12 protein-coding genes are annotated in these 14,372 nt (G+C 75.0%); 5 read left to right on the top strand and 7 right to left on the bottom strand.

The annotated features are described in order from the left end of the window. Positions 1-58 precede the first annotated feature (58 nt). Positions 59-2,245, top strand: coding sequence for a hypothetical protein (locus ACFVX9_RS05870; RefSeq protein ID WP_387980584.1), 2,187 nt, complete (start codon positions 59-61; stop codon positions 2,243-2,245). A gap of 88 nt (positions 2,246-2,333) precedes the next feature. On the opposite strand, the gene ACFVX9_RS05865 is transcribed toward ACFVX9_RS05870, so the two are convergent. Together ACFVX9_RS05865 and ACFVX9_RS05860 are read right to left on the bottom strand one after the other, a co-directional pair. Beyond that, the gene (locus ACFVX9_RS05865) at positions 2,334-3,335 is read right to left on the bottom strand and encodes a transglycosylase SLT domain-containing protein (protein ID WP_387980582.1); all 1,002 of its coding nucleotides are present in this window, start codon (positions 3,333-3,335) and stop codon (positions 2,334-2,336) included. Positions 3,336-3,417: 82 nt separating this feature from the next. Then, a complete protein-coding gene (locus ACFVX9_RS05860; protein WP_387980580.1) occupies positions 3,418-4,224 on the bottom strand; it encodes a helical backbone metal receptor in 807 nt (268 codons plus the stop codon). Positions 4,225-4,654: 430 nt separating this feature from the next. Between ACFVX9_RS05860 and ACFVX9_RS05855 the strand changes: the two genes are divergently transcribed. Genes ACFVX9_RS05855 through ACFVX9_RS05845 form a run of 3 tightly spaced genes read left to right on the top strand, consistent with a single transcriptional unit; the run spans position 4,655 to position 7,758 of the window. Continuing rightward, positions 4,655-5,767: an ABC transporter substrate-binding protein gene (locus tag ACFVX9_RS05855; RefSeq protein ID WP_380478410.1), complete on the top strand. Its 1,113-nt coding sequence runs from the start codon at positions 4,655-4,657 to the stop codon at positions 5,765-5,767. Between the two features lie 3 nt (positions 5,768-5,770). Further along, positions 5,771-6,859, top strand: a complete 1,089-nt coding sequence (locus ACFVX9_RS05850) for a FecCD family ABC transporter permease (RefSeq protein WP_387980578.1) — start codon at positions 5,771-5,773, stop codon at positions 6,857-6,859. Further along, positions 6,856-7,758: an ABC transporter ATP-binding protein gene (locus ACFVX9_RS05845; protein ID WP_380369016.1), complete on the top strand. Its 903-nt coding sequence runs from the start codon at positions 6,856-6,858 to the stop codon at positions 7,756-7,758. Before ACFVX9_RS05850 ends, ACFVX9_RS05845 begins: the two co-directional genes overlap by 4 nt. Here the strand turns inward: ACFVX9_RS05845 and ACFVX9_RS05840 are convergent. The 4 genes from ACFVX9_RS05840 to ACFVX9_RS05825 form a co-directional block, all read right to left on the bottom strand. Continuing rightward, positions 7,743-8,765: an L-tyrosine/L-tryptophan isonitrile synthase family protein gene (locus tag ACFVX9_RS05840; protein WP_079135984.1), complete on the bottom strand. Its 1,023-nt coding sequence runs from the start codon at positions 8,763-8,765 to the stop codon at positions 7,743-7,745. The two genes, ACFVX9_RS05845 and ACFVX9_RS05840, sit on opposite strands and share 16 nt — an antisense overlap. Positions 8,766-8,892: 127 nt before the next feature. Next, positions 8,893-10,263: a cytochrome P450 gene (locus tag ACFVX9_RS05835; RefSeq protein WP_387980575.1), complete on the bottom strand. Its 1,371-nt coding sequence runs from the start codon at positions 10,261-10,263 to the stop codon at positions 8,893-8,895. 132 nt (positions 10,264-10,395) lie between these two features. Next, positions 10,396-11,769 (bottom strand): MFS transporter, encoded by a 1,374-nt coding sequence (locus ACFVX9_RS05830; protein ID WP_380478416.1) that lies wholly within the window; start codon positions 11,767-11,769, stop codon positions 10,396-10,398. A gap of 266 nt (positions 11,770-12,035) precedes the next feature. Then, entirely contained in the window at positions 12,036-12,602 is a 567-nt protein-coding gene (locus tag ACFVX9_RS05825; protein ID WP_387980700.1) for a sigma-70 family RNA polymerase sigma factor, read from the bottom strand. A 52-nt stretch (positions 12,603-12,654) separates the two neighbouring features. Here ACFVX9_RS05825 and ACFVX9_RS05820 point away from each other — a divergent pair, with 52 nt between their 5' ends. Next, positions 12,655-12,924, top strand: a complete 270-nt coding sequence (locus ACFVX9_RS05820; protein WP_387980573.1) for a zf-HC2 domain-containing protein — start codon at positions 12,655-12,657, stop codon at positions 12,922-12,924. 306 nt (positions 12,925-13,230) lie between these two features. On the opposite strand, the gene ACFVX9_RS05815 is transcribed toward ACFVX9_RS05820, so the two are convergent. After that, positions 13,231-14,202: a hypothetical protein gene (locus tag ACFVX9_RS05815; protein WP_387980571.1), complete on the bottom strand. Its 972-nt coding sequence runs from the start codon at positions 14,200-14,202 to the stop codon at positions 13,231-13,233. Positions 14,203-14,372 lie beyond the last annotated feature (170 nt).

The following is a 14,372-nucleotide window of genomic DNA, read 5'->3' as shown; positions in this document are numbered from 1 at the left end:
CCGGTCCGCCGCCCCCTCGCCGCCAGCCCCGCCGTCGTCGCCCAGAACCGGACCTCACATGACAGTGCTTCACTCGCGCAACGCCGACGCAGCCGACCCGGCGGACGTCGCCGACGCCGCAGACGTCAAGGACCCCCAGGACGCCAAGGCCACCACGGCGGAGACCGACCTCCGCGAGGACCTCGGCCGCTACGCCGAACTCGGGGCCTTCACCCTCACCGCCGACACCCACGCCTGGTACGCGGCCGTCGACACCGTCGCCACCCCCGAGGACGCCCGGGCCGCCTCCACCGCCCTCGCCGAACTGCGCGGCCGCGACCTCCGCCAGACCTGGGACGCCGTCACCGTCCTCGCCGCCGACGCCAAGCTCGACGAACCCGACACCGTCGCCAAGGCCGCACTCCTCGTCGAGATGCTCCAGCGCGTCCACCGCACCTCCGCCACCCTCACCACCGCCGCCTACGACGCCGACCTCGGCGCCCTCGCCGCCGCCACCGCCGACGGCACCTGGCGCCGCGAGAACGGCGTCAAGCTCTCCTGGCTGCGCGCCCGCTCCCTGCGCAAGCAGGCCACGGCCCTCGCCACCGACCGCCGCATCCGCCGCGAAGACCTGCACGAGGCACTCGCCTCCGCCGAGGTCGAGCGCCGCGCCTGGGCCGCCCTCGCCCCCGCCGGCACCCTGCCGGTCGTCCCCGCCGACGGCGCCCTGGTCGAGCGCACCGCCCAGGCCTTCGAGGCGATCAACACCGGACTGCGCGGCCTCGCCCGGATGCTCCCCGACCACGACCTCGACGGGCTGGCCTTCGCCGAGCTCGTCGACCTCGTCGAGCGGCTCGCCGCCGACGAGGGCACGCTCTACCGCCTGCCCACCATCCGCGGGCTGCGCACCACCCTTGAGGAGGCCGGCCTCGGCGACCTGCTCACCGAACTCGCCGCCGCCCGGGCCGACCGCCGCGCCGCCGAAGCCGCGTTCGCCGCCCGCCAGGCCCTGGCCGGCGGCCAGCGCGACGGGCTCGCGGGGGAGGGCAGCGCCGTCGAGGCCTCGGCTCCGGCTCCGGCTCCGGCTTCGGTCGAGGAGACGGTGACCGACGCGGACGCGGACTCGGGCGACGCCGAGGCTGTGGCCGTGGTCAAGACGGCCGAGGAAGAGGCGACGGAGGAAGCCCCGGCCGCTGTCGTGGTCTCCCTCCCGGCGCCGTCCCCGGCCGCCGACGACCTGGTGGCCGCCGCGACCGCCGCCCTGGCGGAGGCTGCGGAAACCACGGAGGCCGAGGCCGTCGTCGAGGTTTCCGCTGTCGAGGTCGAGGTCGAAGCCAAGGCCGAGGTCGAGCTTGCGGAGGAGGCGCTGGTCCTGGAGGCCGCGCCCGTCGTCGAGCCGGAGACGACCGAGCCGGCTGCGGAGCCTGAGACGGTCGCCGAGGTCGCCGCGGTCGAGGCTCTCGTGGCAGAGGCGGACGAGCCGGTGGCTGAGGTCGAGCCGATCGCTGAGCCCGCCGCTGTCGTCCTGGAGTCGGTTGAAGTGACCGAGGCCATTGAGGACGTGGAGCCGGTGGCTGAGGTTGAGGCCGTCGAGGAGGCGCCTGCCGTCGTCGTGGAGCCGGTGGCTGAGGTGGAGCCGGCTGCGGAGCCCGAGACGGTCGCCGAGGTCGCCGCGGTCGAGGCTCCCGTGGCAGAGGCGGACGAGCCGGCGGCTGAGGTCGAGCCGATCGCTGAGCCCACAGTTGTCGTGGAGCCGGTGGTCGAGGTTGAGGTCGTCGAGGAGGCGCCCGCCGCTGTCGTCGTGGAGTCGGTCGAAGCGACCGAGGCCATTGAGGACGTGCAGCCGGTGGTCGAGGCCGAGCCGGTTGTTGAGCCCGCCGCTGTTGCGGAGCCGGAGCCGGTGGCTGAGGTCGAGGTCGTCGAGGAGGCGCCCGCCGCTGTTGCGGAGCCGGTGGCCGTGGCCGTGGCCGAAGTTGTCGAAGTTGTCGAGGTCGTCGAGGTCGAGGTCGTCGAGCCCGCGCCCGCCGTCGAGCCCGCGCCCGTCGCCGCCGGTCGGCCCGAGAAGCCGGACTTCACGCCCGGCCGGCCCGTGACCGCCTACTCGGCCGACGAGCTGCTCGCCGTCGTCCGGTGGGTGGACGGTGACGGTGTGGAGCGTACGGAGGAGGAACTGCTGCGGGCGGCGATGAAGGAGCTGGGCTTCGCCCGCCTCGGGCCGCGGATCAAGGAGGCGCTGGGCGCCGCCGTCACCGCCGCGCGGGGCTGACGTACGAGCGGGGAACATCGGCGAAGGGCCCGGGACGCGGGATCGCGTTCCGGGCCCTTCCGCTGTCCCGCGCGGGTTCGGGGGCTTGTCAGCCCGTCTTGGTCCACGGCTGGCCGGTCATCAGCGCCTTGACGTTGGCCACGTACCCCGGGTTGGGGATGACCAGGTTGCCGACGACCTGGCCGGTGGCCGGGTCGGTGACGGTGTTGTAGTGCACGTTGCCCGCCCCGGCGTTGTACGCGGAGATGACGAGGTCGAGCAGCGGCGTCTTGCCGGTGGCCGGGTCGGGGGAGAGGTCGTACTTGCCGTCGAAGGAGGAGTCGCCGTAGTAGGCGACCAGCCAGTCGAGCAGCTGGGTGCCGAGCTGGACGTTCCCGGGGAGGGTCTTCGCGTCGGAGTTGGTGCCGAACTTGCTGTTCATCCAGCTGATCGTGTTCGGCATGATCTGCATGGTGCCGATCCCGCCGTCGCAGGCGAGGATGCCCGACTGCCAGCCGCTCTCCTGCCAGGCGATCGCCTTGACCAGGTTGACGGGCAGCGGCGGGAGCTTGTCGGTGCCGCCGCTGCTGAGGTTGAGCGTGCGGGCCTGGCCGGCGGCGGTGGCGAGGGCCGCGCCGACGGCTTCCTTGGGCTCGTCGGGTTGGGGCTTGCTGGGCTGGCAGCTGCTCTGCAGCGGCGGGACGTGCGGGGTCGGCGGCGCGGGCGGCGGCGGGGGAGCGACCGGGCCGGGCTTGGCGACCGGCACGGGGGCCACGACGGCGGGCTTGGCGACCGGGGGCGGCGTGGCGGGCGCGGCGGGCGGGCTGCTCGGGGCGCCGGGCTTGGTGCCGGCGGCGGTCGGGGCCGGGGTTGTCGGGGCGGGCTTGCTGGACTTGCTCGCGGACGGGTTCGGGCTGTGGGAGGCGCTGGCCGTCGGGGAGGCGGTCGGCGTCGGGGTGGCGGTCGCGGACGGGCTCGCACTCGGCGTCTCGGTCGGTGTCCCGGTGGCGGCGACCGCCGTGGTGTCCGGCGCGCTGTTCTGGTGGTTGTCGGCGTGCTTGCTGCCGCAGCCGGCCAGGACGGCCGTCGAGACCGCTGCGGCCGACACCATGACCAGTGCTCTCCGGGATGCGCTCACTGCCACTGTGGTTCCCCCCACTCGTCACCGGCGGGCCCGGTGAGTGGCGGTCATCCTACGATGTGATGTTCATGCCCCCTGTGAACGGGTGGTCCAACGCGTGCGCGAGGACCGTCGGCGCCGTCACCAGGGACGGTCCGTACCAGGTCAGGTGGCGTCCGCTGACCAGCGCCGCCGGGACGCCGGGGAACGCCTCGGGGCCGTCCTGTGCCGTGAAGCGGTACGGCTCGTCCGGGAGGACCACCAACTCGGGTCGGCAGGCGAGCAGTTCGGGCAGCGGAACGGCCGGGTAGCGCTCGGCGTGTCCGGCGTGGACGAGCCGGAGGCCGAGGCGGCGCAGCAGGTCCCCGGCGAAGGTGTCGCGGCCCAGGACCATCCACGGGCGGCGCCAGACCGGAACGATCGCCCGCGGGCCGTCCGGCGGGCGCCGGACCGGGGCCCACGCTGCCTCGGCCTGGTCCAGCCAGTCCGGGCGCGGGAGCGCGCAGGCGGCGGTGAGCAGCCGGTCGAGCGAGCGGAACGCGTCGTCCAGGGTGCGGATGTCGGTGACCCAGACCGGCAGGCCGGCCGCCCGCAGCGCGTCCAGGTCGGGGCGCCGGTTCTCCTCGTCGTTGGCGAGGACGAGGTCCGAGGCGAGGGCGAGGATGCCGGGCACGTCCGGGTTCTTGGTGCCGCCGATCCTGGTGACCGCCAGGTCGGCCGGATGGCTGCACCAGTCGGTGGCGCCGACCAGCAGCCCGGGTGCGGTGGCGGCGACCGCCTCGGTCAGCGACGGCACCAGCGACACCACCCGGCGCGGCGGGCGCGGGCCGAACCGGACGGGCAGGTCGAGATCGTCCCGCAGGACGGTGGGATCGGCCATCCGGCCACCCTACGCCGGGGGTCCGCGGACGGGCGGCCGACGGACGGCGGACGGGCGATGGTCGGGCGGCGAACGGGCAGCACGGGCATCGGACGGGCGATGGTCGGGCGGCGAACGGGCGGCGGATGGCGGGCGGGCGGACGGCGGGTGAACGGGTGCCGGGCGGTGCGGAAATCCCCGGGAACCCCCCGGACGGTCCGGCCGACTACCTGGTCCGGGTTCGCAGGACGGGCCCCTAGGGCGTGTCTGACAATTCCCACCGGGCGCGCGACGCCGGGCATCCCGCCTGGACGCACCGGCGAAACGTCCAAGTACGGCCCAGTACGAGGACGCTTCGCCGGCGCGCCCAGCCGGGCGCCCAACGCCGCGCGCTGATCCGCCGCGAATTGTCAGACACGCCCTGGCCCGATCACCGACCAGGAGAATTGTCATGCGCCCTCGCGTTGTCTGCGGAATCGCGGCCGCCGTCGCCCTGTTCGCCACGGCCTGCGGAAGCGGCGCCGGAAGCGGTGCCGGAAACGGCGGCGGGGGAGGCGGAGAGCGCGGCGCGGCCGGCGCCGCCCAGACCGCCCCGGCCGGCGGCTACCCCGTCAAGGTGGCCGACTGCGCGGACCGGGAGACCACCATCGCCAAGGCCCCCGCCAAGATCGTCACCAGCAATGCCGCCGCCCTGGAGATACTGCTCCAACTCGGCGCGGGCGACCGGGTGATCGGCACCGGCTTCCCTCCCGGCAAGGGCACCCTCCCGCCGGCCCTGGCCGAACAGGGCGCCAAGGTGCCGGTGCTCGGCGACAAGACGATCCCCAAGGAGAAGCTGCTCGGCTCCGGCGCCGACCTCTACGTCGACACCTTCGGCGCGATGCCGATGATGGGCGGCGGCGCCACCGGGCCCAGCGAGGAGGAGTTCGCGGCGGCCGGCATCCAGCACGTCTACCTCCTCTCGACCGCCTGCGCCGGCACCCCCGAGGCCGCCAAGGCGCCGCGCACCGACCTGTCCGGGGTCGAGAACGACATCCGCCGCCTCGGCGCGGTCACCGGCACGGCCGCCCGCGCGGAGGAACTCGTCACCGGGATGGAGAAGCAGGTCGGCGAGGTGCGCACCGCCCTCGCCGGCGTCGCGCAGGCGCAGCGGCCCGGCTACTTCGTCTTCGACTTCGACGCCGGCACCAAGCAGCCGGTGGCGGTCTGCGGCCGGCAGGTCGCCAACGCGGTGATCACCCAGGCCGGCGCCCGCAACGTGTTCGCCGACTGCGACGCCGACTTCAAGCCCGGCTCCTGGGAGGACGTCGTCGCCAAGAACCCGGACTGGATCCAGCTCGCCGTCCGCAACCGGGGCAGCGAGGAGGCCACCCGCAAGGCCTTCGACGACGCCGAGGCGTTCCTGCGCGGCTTCCCCGCGACCCAGGGCCTGAAGGCCGTCCAGGAGGGCCACTTCGTGCGGCTCGGCTCCGAGGTCACCACCATCGCGGGCGTGCGCAACGCCGACGCCGTCCGGCAGATCGCCGCCACCGTCCACCCCGACCTCGTCAAGAACGGGCAGTAGACGGTGACGTCGGCCGTCTCCGCCGAACGGCGCGAGGAGCCCCGCCCGGCCCGCACCCTGCGGGCCGGGCCGCTGGCCGTCGCGCTGACCGCCGCCCTGGTGCTCGCGCTGACCGCCGCCGTGTCGTTCGGCGCGGTGGACATCCCGCCCGGCGAGGTCTGGTCGGTGGTCGCCCACCACCTCACCGGGCGGGCCCCCGAACCCGGCACCCGCGACCTCATCGTCTGGCAACTGCGCGTCCCGCGCGCCCTGCTGGCGGCGACGGTCGGGGCCGGGCTCGGCCTGGTCGGCACGGCCGTGCAGGCCCTGGTCCGCAACCCGCTCGCCGACCCCTACCTGCTCGGCATCTCCTCCGGCGCCTCCCTCGGGGCGGTCGCGGCGATCGTCCTCGGCACCTCGCTCGGCCTCGACCTCGCCTTCGGCAGCGCGCTCGGCCTCACCGTCTCCCTTGCGGCCTTCGCCGGCGCGCTCGCCGCGTTCTCCCTGGTCTGGCTGGCGGCCCGGCGCGGCGGCGGCTTCTCCCCGCTGCGCCTGGTCCTCGCGGGCATCGCCATCGCCCAGTTCCTCGGCGGCATCACCAGCTACCTCGTCCTGCAGACCCGCGACGAGCAGCAGACCCGTGGCGTGCTGTTCTGGCTGATGGGCAGTCTCGGCGGCGCCGTCTGGGCCCAACTCGCCGTCCCCGCCGTCGCAGTGGCGCTCGGTCTGGCCCTGCTCCAGGCCCGTGCCCGCGGGCTCAACGCGATGCTCATGGGCGACGAGACGGCCGCCGGGCTCGGCGTGGACGTCACCCGGCTGCGCCGGGAGGTCTTCGTCGTCACCAGCGTGCTGACCGGCGTGCTGGTCGCGGTCTCCGGCGCGATCGGCTTCGTCGGACTGATGGTGCCGCACGTCTGCCGCCTGCTCGTCGGCGGCGACCACCGGCGCCTGCTGCCGCTGTCCGCGCTCACCGGCGCACTGCTGCTGGTCGTGGTCGACACCGTGGCCCGCACCGCGCTGGACGGCCAGGAACTGCCGATCGGCGTGGTCACCGCCGTCCTCGGCGCCCCCACCCTGCTCTACCTGCTGGACCGACGACTGGAGCGCACGTGAGGATCGCCGTCGAGGACCTGAGCGTCACCCTGTCCGGGCGGGCGGTGGTGGCCGGCGTCCACCTGGTCGCCGAGGAGGGGGAGATCGCCGGCCTGGTCGGGCCCAACGGCAGCGGCAAGTCCAGCCTGCTGCGCACCGTCTACCGGCACCTGCGGCCGAGCGCCGGGCGGGTGCTGCTGGCCGGGCGCGACCTGGCCGGGCTGCGCCCCGCGCAGTCCGCCCGGCACATCGCCGCGCTGCCGCAGGAGCGGGGCGGGGACTTCGAGTTGAGCGTCCGCGAAGTGGTCGCGATGGGCCGCACCCCCTACAAGCGGTCGTTCGCCGGCGACGACGCCGAGGACCACCGGATCACCGCCGACGCGCTGGTACGGGTCGGCATGGCGGACGCCGCCGACCGCCGCTTCGCCCAACTGTCCGGGGGCGAACGGCAACGGGTGCTGCTGGCCCGCGCGCTCGCCCAGCAGCCGGACGTCCTGGTGCTGGACGAGCCGACCAACCACCTGGACGTCCGGCACCAGGTCGAACTCCTCGCCCTGCTGCGGGACCAGCGCCGCACCACCCTGGTCGCGCTGCACGACCTCAACGCGGCCGCCTCCGTCTGCGACCGGCTGCACGTCCTGCACCGCGGCGCCCTGGTGGCCTCCGGGGCGCCGCGCGAGGTGCTGACCGCGGAGCTGCTGGCCGAGGTGTTCGGCGTCCGGGCGGCAGTGGTCGAACACCCGCTCACCGGTGACCCGTTGATCGCCTTCGACCACCGCACGCCGGCCGCCCCGACCCCGGCCGTCCCGACCGCCCCGGCTCCGGTGGAGGGTGCCGGGGCCGGGGCGGATGCTGGAGGGGCGGGGGTCGCCGGGTTGGACGCCGCCGGGGTGGAGCCTGCGCGTCAGAGCGCCTCGTAGTGGCTCGGCCGGCCGTCGAGTTCGACCAGCCGGCCGCGCTGCGCGGCGTCCTCGCTGCGCAGCAACTCCCAGTCCCCGTCGGCGCGGTGGAGTACCGAGGAGTGCCAGGGCGTCATCCAGGCGTCGGCGGCCTCCAGCAGCCGGATGCCGAACTTCGGTGCGCCCGCCGGTTGCGGGTGGATGGACAGCCGGACCGACCGGGGGTGCTGCTCGGCGATCAACTCGCCCCAGGCGCGGCTGCGCTGGATCACCCCGTACGCGCGGCGGCGGCAGTCGCGCTGCAGGGCGGAGCGGGTGCCGGTGAAGCCGACGGTGTCGTCGGTCAGGAAGCGGGTGATGCCGCGGTAGAGCCGCAGGGTCTCCTCGTCCGTCAGCACCTGCTCGCGCAACTCCTCGACGCTCGGCGCGTACTGGGCGTGCACCCGGGCGCGCTTGTCGTCGTACGGCAGGTCGCCGAGGACGTCCCGCAGGTCGAAGGTGGCGAGGTGGGCGAGTTCCTCGCGGGCGATCATCGCCGTCAACTCGTCGGAGTACTCGTCGATGTGGTCGTCGGGGACGTGGACGAGGTCGCCGAAGATGTGCCCGTCCGAGCAGATCAGGATCCGCGCGCCGGGCTCGTAGTACCCGCCGATCTCCGCGCAGAGCCCGTCGAGGAAGGTGAGCGACAGCCGTTCGCCCTCGTCGGGCAGGTGGCTGAGCACCTTCGCGGGGTTCGGCGACTTGCAGGGGAAGCCGGGCAGGGTGAAGAGGATCGGGTCGCCGGCGGTGATGAAGTCCTTCAACTGGGCCAGCTGGAACGGGAAATGCTCGGGCTTGGCGTCCAGTCCCGGGTCGGAGGCGCGGCGGTGCGGCAGCAGCAGGCCGAGGATCCGTGCGGCGAGCCGTGCGGCGTCCTGCTGGTCGGTGCCGCCCCCGGTGTTCGCGGGCTCCGGCGCGGGCTCCGGTGCGGGCGTGGGCGCAGGTGCGGTGTGGTGGTGGCGGGTGGAAACGGTGCCGGCGGGCGGCATGGTGGTCCTCCGTGGAAGGTGGTGCGGGCGTGGAGCGGACGCCGGGCCGACGTCGGGCGGACGTCGGGCGGACGTCGGCGGGCGGGCGCGGCCGCGGGGTGTTCGCAGGGCGGCCGGGGGCCCCGGCTCAGGCGCGCCGGTCGTAGTCGACGGGCAGCCGGTTGACCCCGCGCGCCAGGACGGCGGGGATCCAGGCGAGGGAGTCCAGGCCCTCGTCGGCGGCCTCGGACGGGCGCAGCCCGGGCAGCCGGGTGAGCAGGGCGGCGACGGCGGTCTGGAGTTCGGCCCGGGCCAGGGCGGCGCCGGGGCAGTAGTGGATGCCGTGGCCGAAGGCGAGATGGGCGTTGGGCGTGCGGTCGAGGTCGAGGCGGTCCGCGTCCGGGAACCGCGTCTCGTCCCGGTTGGCGGCGCACAGCGAGACGATCACCGAGTCGCCGGCCGGGACGGTGGTCCCGAACAGGTCTCCGTCCTCGGCGAGGAAGCGCCAGGTGGTGAGCTCGAACGCGGCGTCGTGGCGCAGCAGTTCCTCCACCGCGCGGGCCAACAGGCCGGGGTCGTGGGCAGGCCCCTCGGAGAGGGAGTCGCGCAGCCGGGCGAGCTGGTCGGGGTGGCGCAGCAGCGTGATCAGCATGGTGGTGATCTGGTTGGTGACCGGCTCCTGGCCCGCGACCAACAGCTGGAACACCATGGAGTCCAGCTCCTCGCGGCTCAACTCGCCCGCGTCGTGGGCGGCGACGAGCCGGCCCAGCAGGTCGGCGCCGGCCGTGTCCGGGTCGTGCCGGTCGTGGCCATCGGCGAGGTTCCCGGCGCGCTTGTGGGCGACCACGTCGGCGATGTACGTCTGGAGGCCGCGCAGCCGCGCCTCGTACGCCGGGCGGCCCGGATCGTGCGGGCCGACGGGCTGCACGACCTTGCCCCAGTCGCGGTCGAACCGCACCGCCAACTCGGCTGGCAGGCCGATCACTTCGGCGAGCACCCGGAACGGGAAGTGCGCCGCGAAGCCGGCCACCAGATCGGCGCCGCCGGTCTCGGGCAGTTCGTCGACCAGCGCGTCGGCCAGCTCCTGGAAGCGCGGGCGCAACGACTCCACCCGGCGCGGCGCGAAGGCGTCCAGGACGAGCCGGCGCATCGTGGTGTGCTTGGGCGGGTCCTGGTGCAGCAGGTGGACCTGCAACTGGGAGTGCTGCGGCTCGGGCATGATCGACGCCAGCTTGTGCCAGTTCTCGTTGCCCAGCGCGTGGTTCTTGCCGAACCGGGGGTCGTTGAGGGTCTCGTGGGCGGCCTGGTAGCCGGTGACCAGCCAGGCGTGGATGCCGCTCGGGAACTCCACCCGGTGCACCGGCCCGGCCTCGCGCATCCGCCGGTAGAGCGGGTACGGGTCGCTCTTGTACGCGGGGCCGTACAGCGGTATGGGGTCCGGGAGTTGGTCGTACCCGTACGGGCAGCGCGGTTCGTCCGCCGGGTGGGCCGGCGCCGGATCGTGGACGGTGTCGGTCATCTGCGGTGTTCCTCCGGTGGTGCGGGCATGGCGGGGTGCGGGCTCTCGGGTATGGGCTCTGGGGTACGGGCTCTGGGGTACGGGCTCTGGGCATGCGGGCGTTGGGAGTTGGGGAGGCGCGGTCCGGCGGGCTCAGGTCCGTGGGCGGCGGTGCAGGGCGAGCAGGGCCACGGCCGTCGCCGCGACCAGGGCGGCCAGGGCGATGCCCGTCCGGGTGCCGGTGGTGGCGCGGTCGCCGGCCAGCGCGGCGGCGCCGGCCAGGGCCGGGCCGAGGGCGAAGCCCAGGCTGCGGGCCAGTTGGACGGCGGAGCCCGCGGTGGCGAGCTTCCCAGGGGGCGAGGCGGTCATCACCAGGGCCTGGGTGGGGCCGCCGTTGAGGCCCATCCCGACACCGGCCAGGGCGAGCCGCCAGGCGATGTCGGCGGCGGACCAGCCGGTGTCCAGCGGGACGAGCAGCGCCAGGCCGAGGGTGGTGACGGCGGCGCCGGCGAGCGCGGTCGGGCGGGCGCCCCAGCGGTCGGCCAGCCGTCCGCCGACCCGGCCGGCCAGCACCATGCCGAGCGGGAAGGCCAGCATGGTGAGCGCGGTGGCGGTGGCGCTCTCGCCACCCGGACCGCGCAGGTGCTGGGCGAGCAGGTAGTGGCAGGCCGCGAAGCCGGCGGCGAGGGCCAGCACCGACGCGTTGACCCCGACGGTTCCGGCGGCCCGCAGCACCTCGGCGACCGGCCTGCCCCCGGGGCGGCGCAGCCAGACCAGCACCAGAGGGGCGGCGGGCAGCGCCAGCAGCAGCCACAGCGGCGCCTCCGGGGCCAGGGTCAGCGCGAGCAGCACGGCGGCGACGGCCGCGCCTATCAGGGCGGCGTCGCCGAGCGACGCCCGGTCGGGCGGGCGCAGGCGGCCCCGCCGCGGGGCGTACCGGCGCACGATCAGCACGGCGGCCAGGCAGACGGGCAGCTTGATCAGGAAGACCGCCCGCCAGCCGAAGTGGTCCAGTAGCAGGCCGCCGATGACCGGCCCGGTGACGGCGCCGAGCGGGCCGAGCGTCGCCGGGATGCTCATCGCCCGTCCGCGCGATTCGGGGCGGACGGAGGTGGCGGCCAACACCGGCATCAGGACGAACAGCACCGCGCCGAAGGCGCCCTGGAGCAGTCGGGCGGCGATCAGCCAGCCTGCCCAGGGGGCGAGGGAGGCCAGCACGCTGCACGCGGCGAAGCAGCTGACGGTGAGCAGCAGCGCCGAGCGGGTGCCCACCTGGTCCAGCCAGCGCCCGGCGGGCAAGAGGAGTGCCACCAGCGGGAGTTGGTAGCCGAGGGTGGCCCACTGGGCGACCCCGGCGGACACGTGCAGGCTGGCCGAGATGTCGGTGAGGGCCAGGTTGACCACGTTCATGTCGAGCATCGCGACGAACGAGAGCAGCCCGGCGGCCACGACCAGGATCCACCGGTCTGCCGGTTCTGCCTGACTGTTCATCAACGTGGCGGCGGTCAGCGGCTGTTGCGCTGCCATGAAGTCCCTCCGTTGCCCGACTGCTGTCCCGGACACCGCCTCGGCGGCGGGGTCCGGTACAGCAGTCGGAGGCGCGGGGGCTCCAGTTCCGAACATGTGAAGGAATTTTCGGACGGACAGACGGACAGACGGACGGACAGGCGGGGGTGGCGGGCGGCGGACAGATGACGACCGACAACTAACAACTAACAGATAACAGATTTCGAAATCTGTTATCTGTTAGTTGTCATCTGTTACCCGGCGCCGGCCACCTGCCGTCCGTCCGCTCAGCAGGCCGCTGCGAGTTCCCCGCCCTCGGCCGCGCGGAGCCGGGCTATCAGTTCCTCCCGGGCGCGGGCGACGCGGGAGCGCACGGTGCCGATCGGGCAGCCGGCGACCTCGGCCGCCTCGGCGTAGCTCAGGCCGACCATCTGGGTGAGGACGAAGGCCTCCCGCCGCTGGGCGGGCACCCGGTCGAGCAGGTCCCCGAGCGCGACGCCGTCCTCGAACCCGGCCGCCGGTTCGGCTCCCTGTCGCTCCGCCGCCTCCTGCCAGTCCGGCAGCGCCGCGCAGCGCGGTCGGGCGGCGGCCGTCCGGTACCGGTCGATCACCGTGCGCCGGGCGATCGACAGCAGCCAGGTGCGGGCCGAGGAGCGGCCGGCGAACGCGGGCAGGCCGCGCAGCGCGCGCAGGAAGGTCTCCTGTGCGAGGTCGTCGGCGGACTGGACGTCGGTGAGGTGGGCGACGAACCGCCAGACGTCCCGCTGGGTGGCGCGGACGAAGGCCTCGACGTCCGGGGCCCGGCCCGCGCGGGCGGTCAGCGCGAGCGCGGTGAGCTGCTCGTCATCCACGATGGCCTCCCACCCGGCCGGTCTCGCCGTGAGGGCAGTGCGGGACCATGGTCGTATGAGATGCGCGCAGTTCCGTACCGCCCTGTCGGCCCGGCTCGACGGCGAACCGACCGGACTGCCGGGTGGCCGGTTGGACGGGCACGTCGCGCGCTGCGCCGGTTGCCGTGCGTGGCTGGAGCGGGCCGAGCAACTGCGCGGCCGCGTCCGGGCGAGCGCCGCCGCCGGTCCGTCGGACGAGTGGTCGGCCCGTTTGCTGGACGGACTCGGCGTGCGGGGGCTCGGGGGCGGTCAGGCTCCGGACGGGCCGGAGGCCGTGGAGCGGTAGGACGGTGGCGCCGGTCCAAGCCGGTGCGCCGTCGTAGTCAGGCATGCGAAGGTCCTGAGGGGAGGGCTGGGAGCGGCGCCACCCGAGGCGGCGCCGCCGGCGTCCATGGGACTTCCGCGCGGCCCGCAGCGCCTCCACGGAGGAGACGGCGGGCAGGCGCGGGCCCGGGCCCTGGCGGCACGGCGGCGAAGGCACGGCCGAGCGGCAGGGCGACCTGCCCGCCGAGCGAACCCCGTGGGCCCTACGGTCCCCGGCGGCGGTGGGCTGCCGGGGGCGGTAGGCGCAGGAGTGGGGACGGCGGGCGCGTCAGCAGGCGAGGGCGAGCGCCGGCGGGCCGCGCCGGACCACGGCATGGGTGAGCAGCACCGACCGGGATGGCCGGGTCCGGCCGCCGGCGGGTCGGGGTGCAGCCGGCGGGCGGTAGCCGAAGGGGCGCGCGAAAAGCGCCAGCAGCGGGAGCACCAGCACTCCCGCGACCACGGTGCCGAGCGCGCCGAGCAGGTCGAAGAGCCGGACCAGCGCGGCGTCACCGCGCCACAGCAGCAGCGCGCAGGCCAGCGCGGCGAGTGCGTGGGCGGCGATCATCCCGAAGGACATCCCGTGCGCCATGTCGTGTGCCATGCCGTGTGCCGTCCCGGAGGGCATCCCGGGTGCGGCGGGTGCTCCGGAGAGGCCCGACGTACCCGGCATGCCGGGCATCCCCGCCATCCCGGCCGCGTCCAGCGCCGTCCCATCGGCCGCAGCCGAAGCCGAAGCCGAAGCGGACGCGGACCCGGAGACCGACGCGGACGTGGATACCGATACCGGGGCGGAAACCACACCCGCCGCCGTCCCGTGGTGCATGCCCGCCATGGTGTGCAGGCCGTTGGCGGCGGGCGGGACGTCCGGGTCGAGGCCCGCCATCCGGGCCAGCTCGACGGGGGAGAGCCCGCCGGGGATCCGCTCGGGGTTGCAGAGCAGCAGCGCGGCCCAGTCCGTGGTGGCGAGCCGGCCGAGACCGCCGCCTCCCCGGCCGAGCGCCGCGGCCTGTTCGAACAGCAGGTGCAGCGCGCTCTGGGCCGCGACCATCCAGGCGCTGATCGCGCCGAGCCCGCGCCGTTTGCCGGCGAGCAGCCAGGTCAGACCGAGGACGGCCCCGAACGCGCCGATCAGCACCGGTGGTGAGACCCCGGCTCCGGCCATGGCGACGTGCGCCGCGGCGGCCAGCGCCACGCACAGCGCGGCGAAGACCACGGCGCGCAGCAGGCGGATCCGGTCGGTCATCACGATGGCACTCATCGTCGCACCCGCCCCGCCCGGCCCGGACCGCACCCTCCGGTATTGGCCGGTTCCACCCCGTGAGACCATGCCCGGCCCCGTGCCTCCGTGTGTCGAGAGTCCGGCCCGGCCGCCGCACCAACCCATTCGTACGACCATCGACGCGGTTTGACATCACCCCCCGCTTGCTC

Source organism: Kitasatospora sp. NPDC058243 (genome assembly GCF_042882025.1).
GTDB lineage: Bacteria > Actinomycetota > Actinomycetes > Streptomycetales > Streptomycetaceae > Kitasatospora.
Note: the sequence above shows the minus strand (reverse complement) of the source record. Positions and strands in the feature narration are given on the sequence as shown.

What these genes read in the sequence shown, in the direction of transcription:
- ACFVX9_RS05840 (WP_079135984.1), bottom strand. Translation starts at nt 8,765, where the DNA reads ATGCCGCCCGCCGGCACCGTTTCCACCCGCCACCACCACACCGCACCT.
- ACFVX9_RS05870 (WP_387980584.1), top strand. Translation starts at nt 59, where the DNA reads ATGACAGTGCTTCACTCGCGCAACGCCGACGCAGCCGACCCGGCGGAC.
- ACFVX9_RS05865 (WP_387980582.1), bottom strand. Translation starts at nt 3,335, where the DNA reads ATGGTGTCGGCCGCAGCGGTCTCGACGGCCGTCCTGGCCGGCTGCGGC.
- ACFVX9_RS05830 (WP_380478416.1), bottom strand. Translation starts at nt 11,769, where the DNA reads ATGGCAGCGCAACAGCCGCTGACCGCCGCCACGTTGATGAACAGTCAG.
- ACFVX9_RS05820 (WP_387980573.1), top strand. Translation starts at nt 12,655, where the DNA reads ATGAGATGCGCGCAGTTCCGTACCGCCCTGTCGGCCCGGCTCGACGGC.
- ACFVX9_RS05860 (WP_387980580.1), bottom strand. Translation starts at nt 4,224, where the DNA reads ATGGCCGATCCCACCGTCCTGCGGGACGATCTCGACCTGCCCGTCCGG.
- ACFVX9_RS05835 (WP_387980575.1), bottom strand. Translation starts at nt 10,263, where the DNA reads ATGACCGACACCGTCCACGATCCGGCGCCGGCCCACCCGGCGGACGAA.
- ACFVX9_RS05815 (WP_387980571.1), bottom strand. Translation starts at nt 14,202, where the DNA reads ATGAGTGCCATCGTGATGACCGACCGGATCCGCCTGCTGCGCGCCGTG.
- ACFVX9_RS05855 (WP_380478410.1), top strand. Translation starts at nt 4,655, where the DNA reads ATGCGCCCTCGCGTTGTCTGCGGAATCGCGGCCGCCGTCGCCCTGTTC.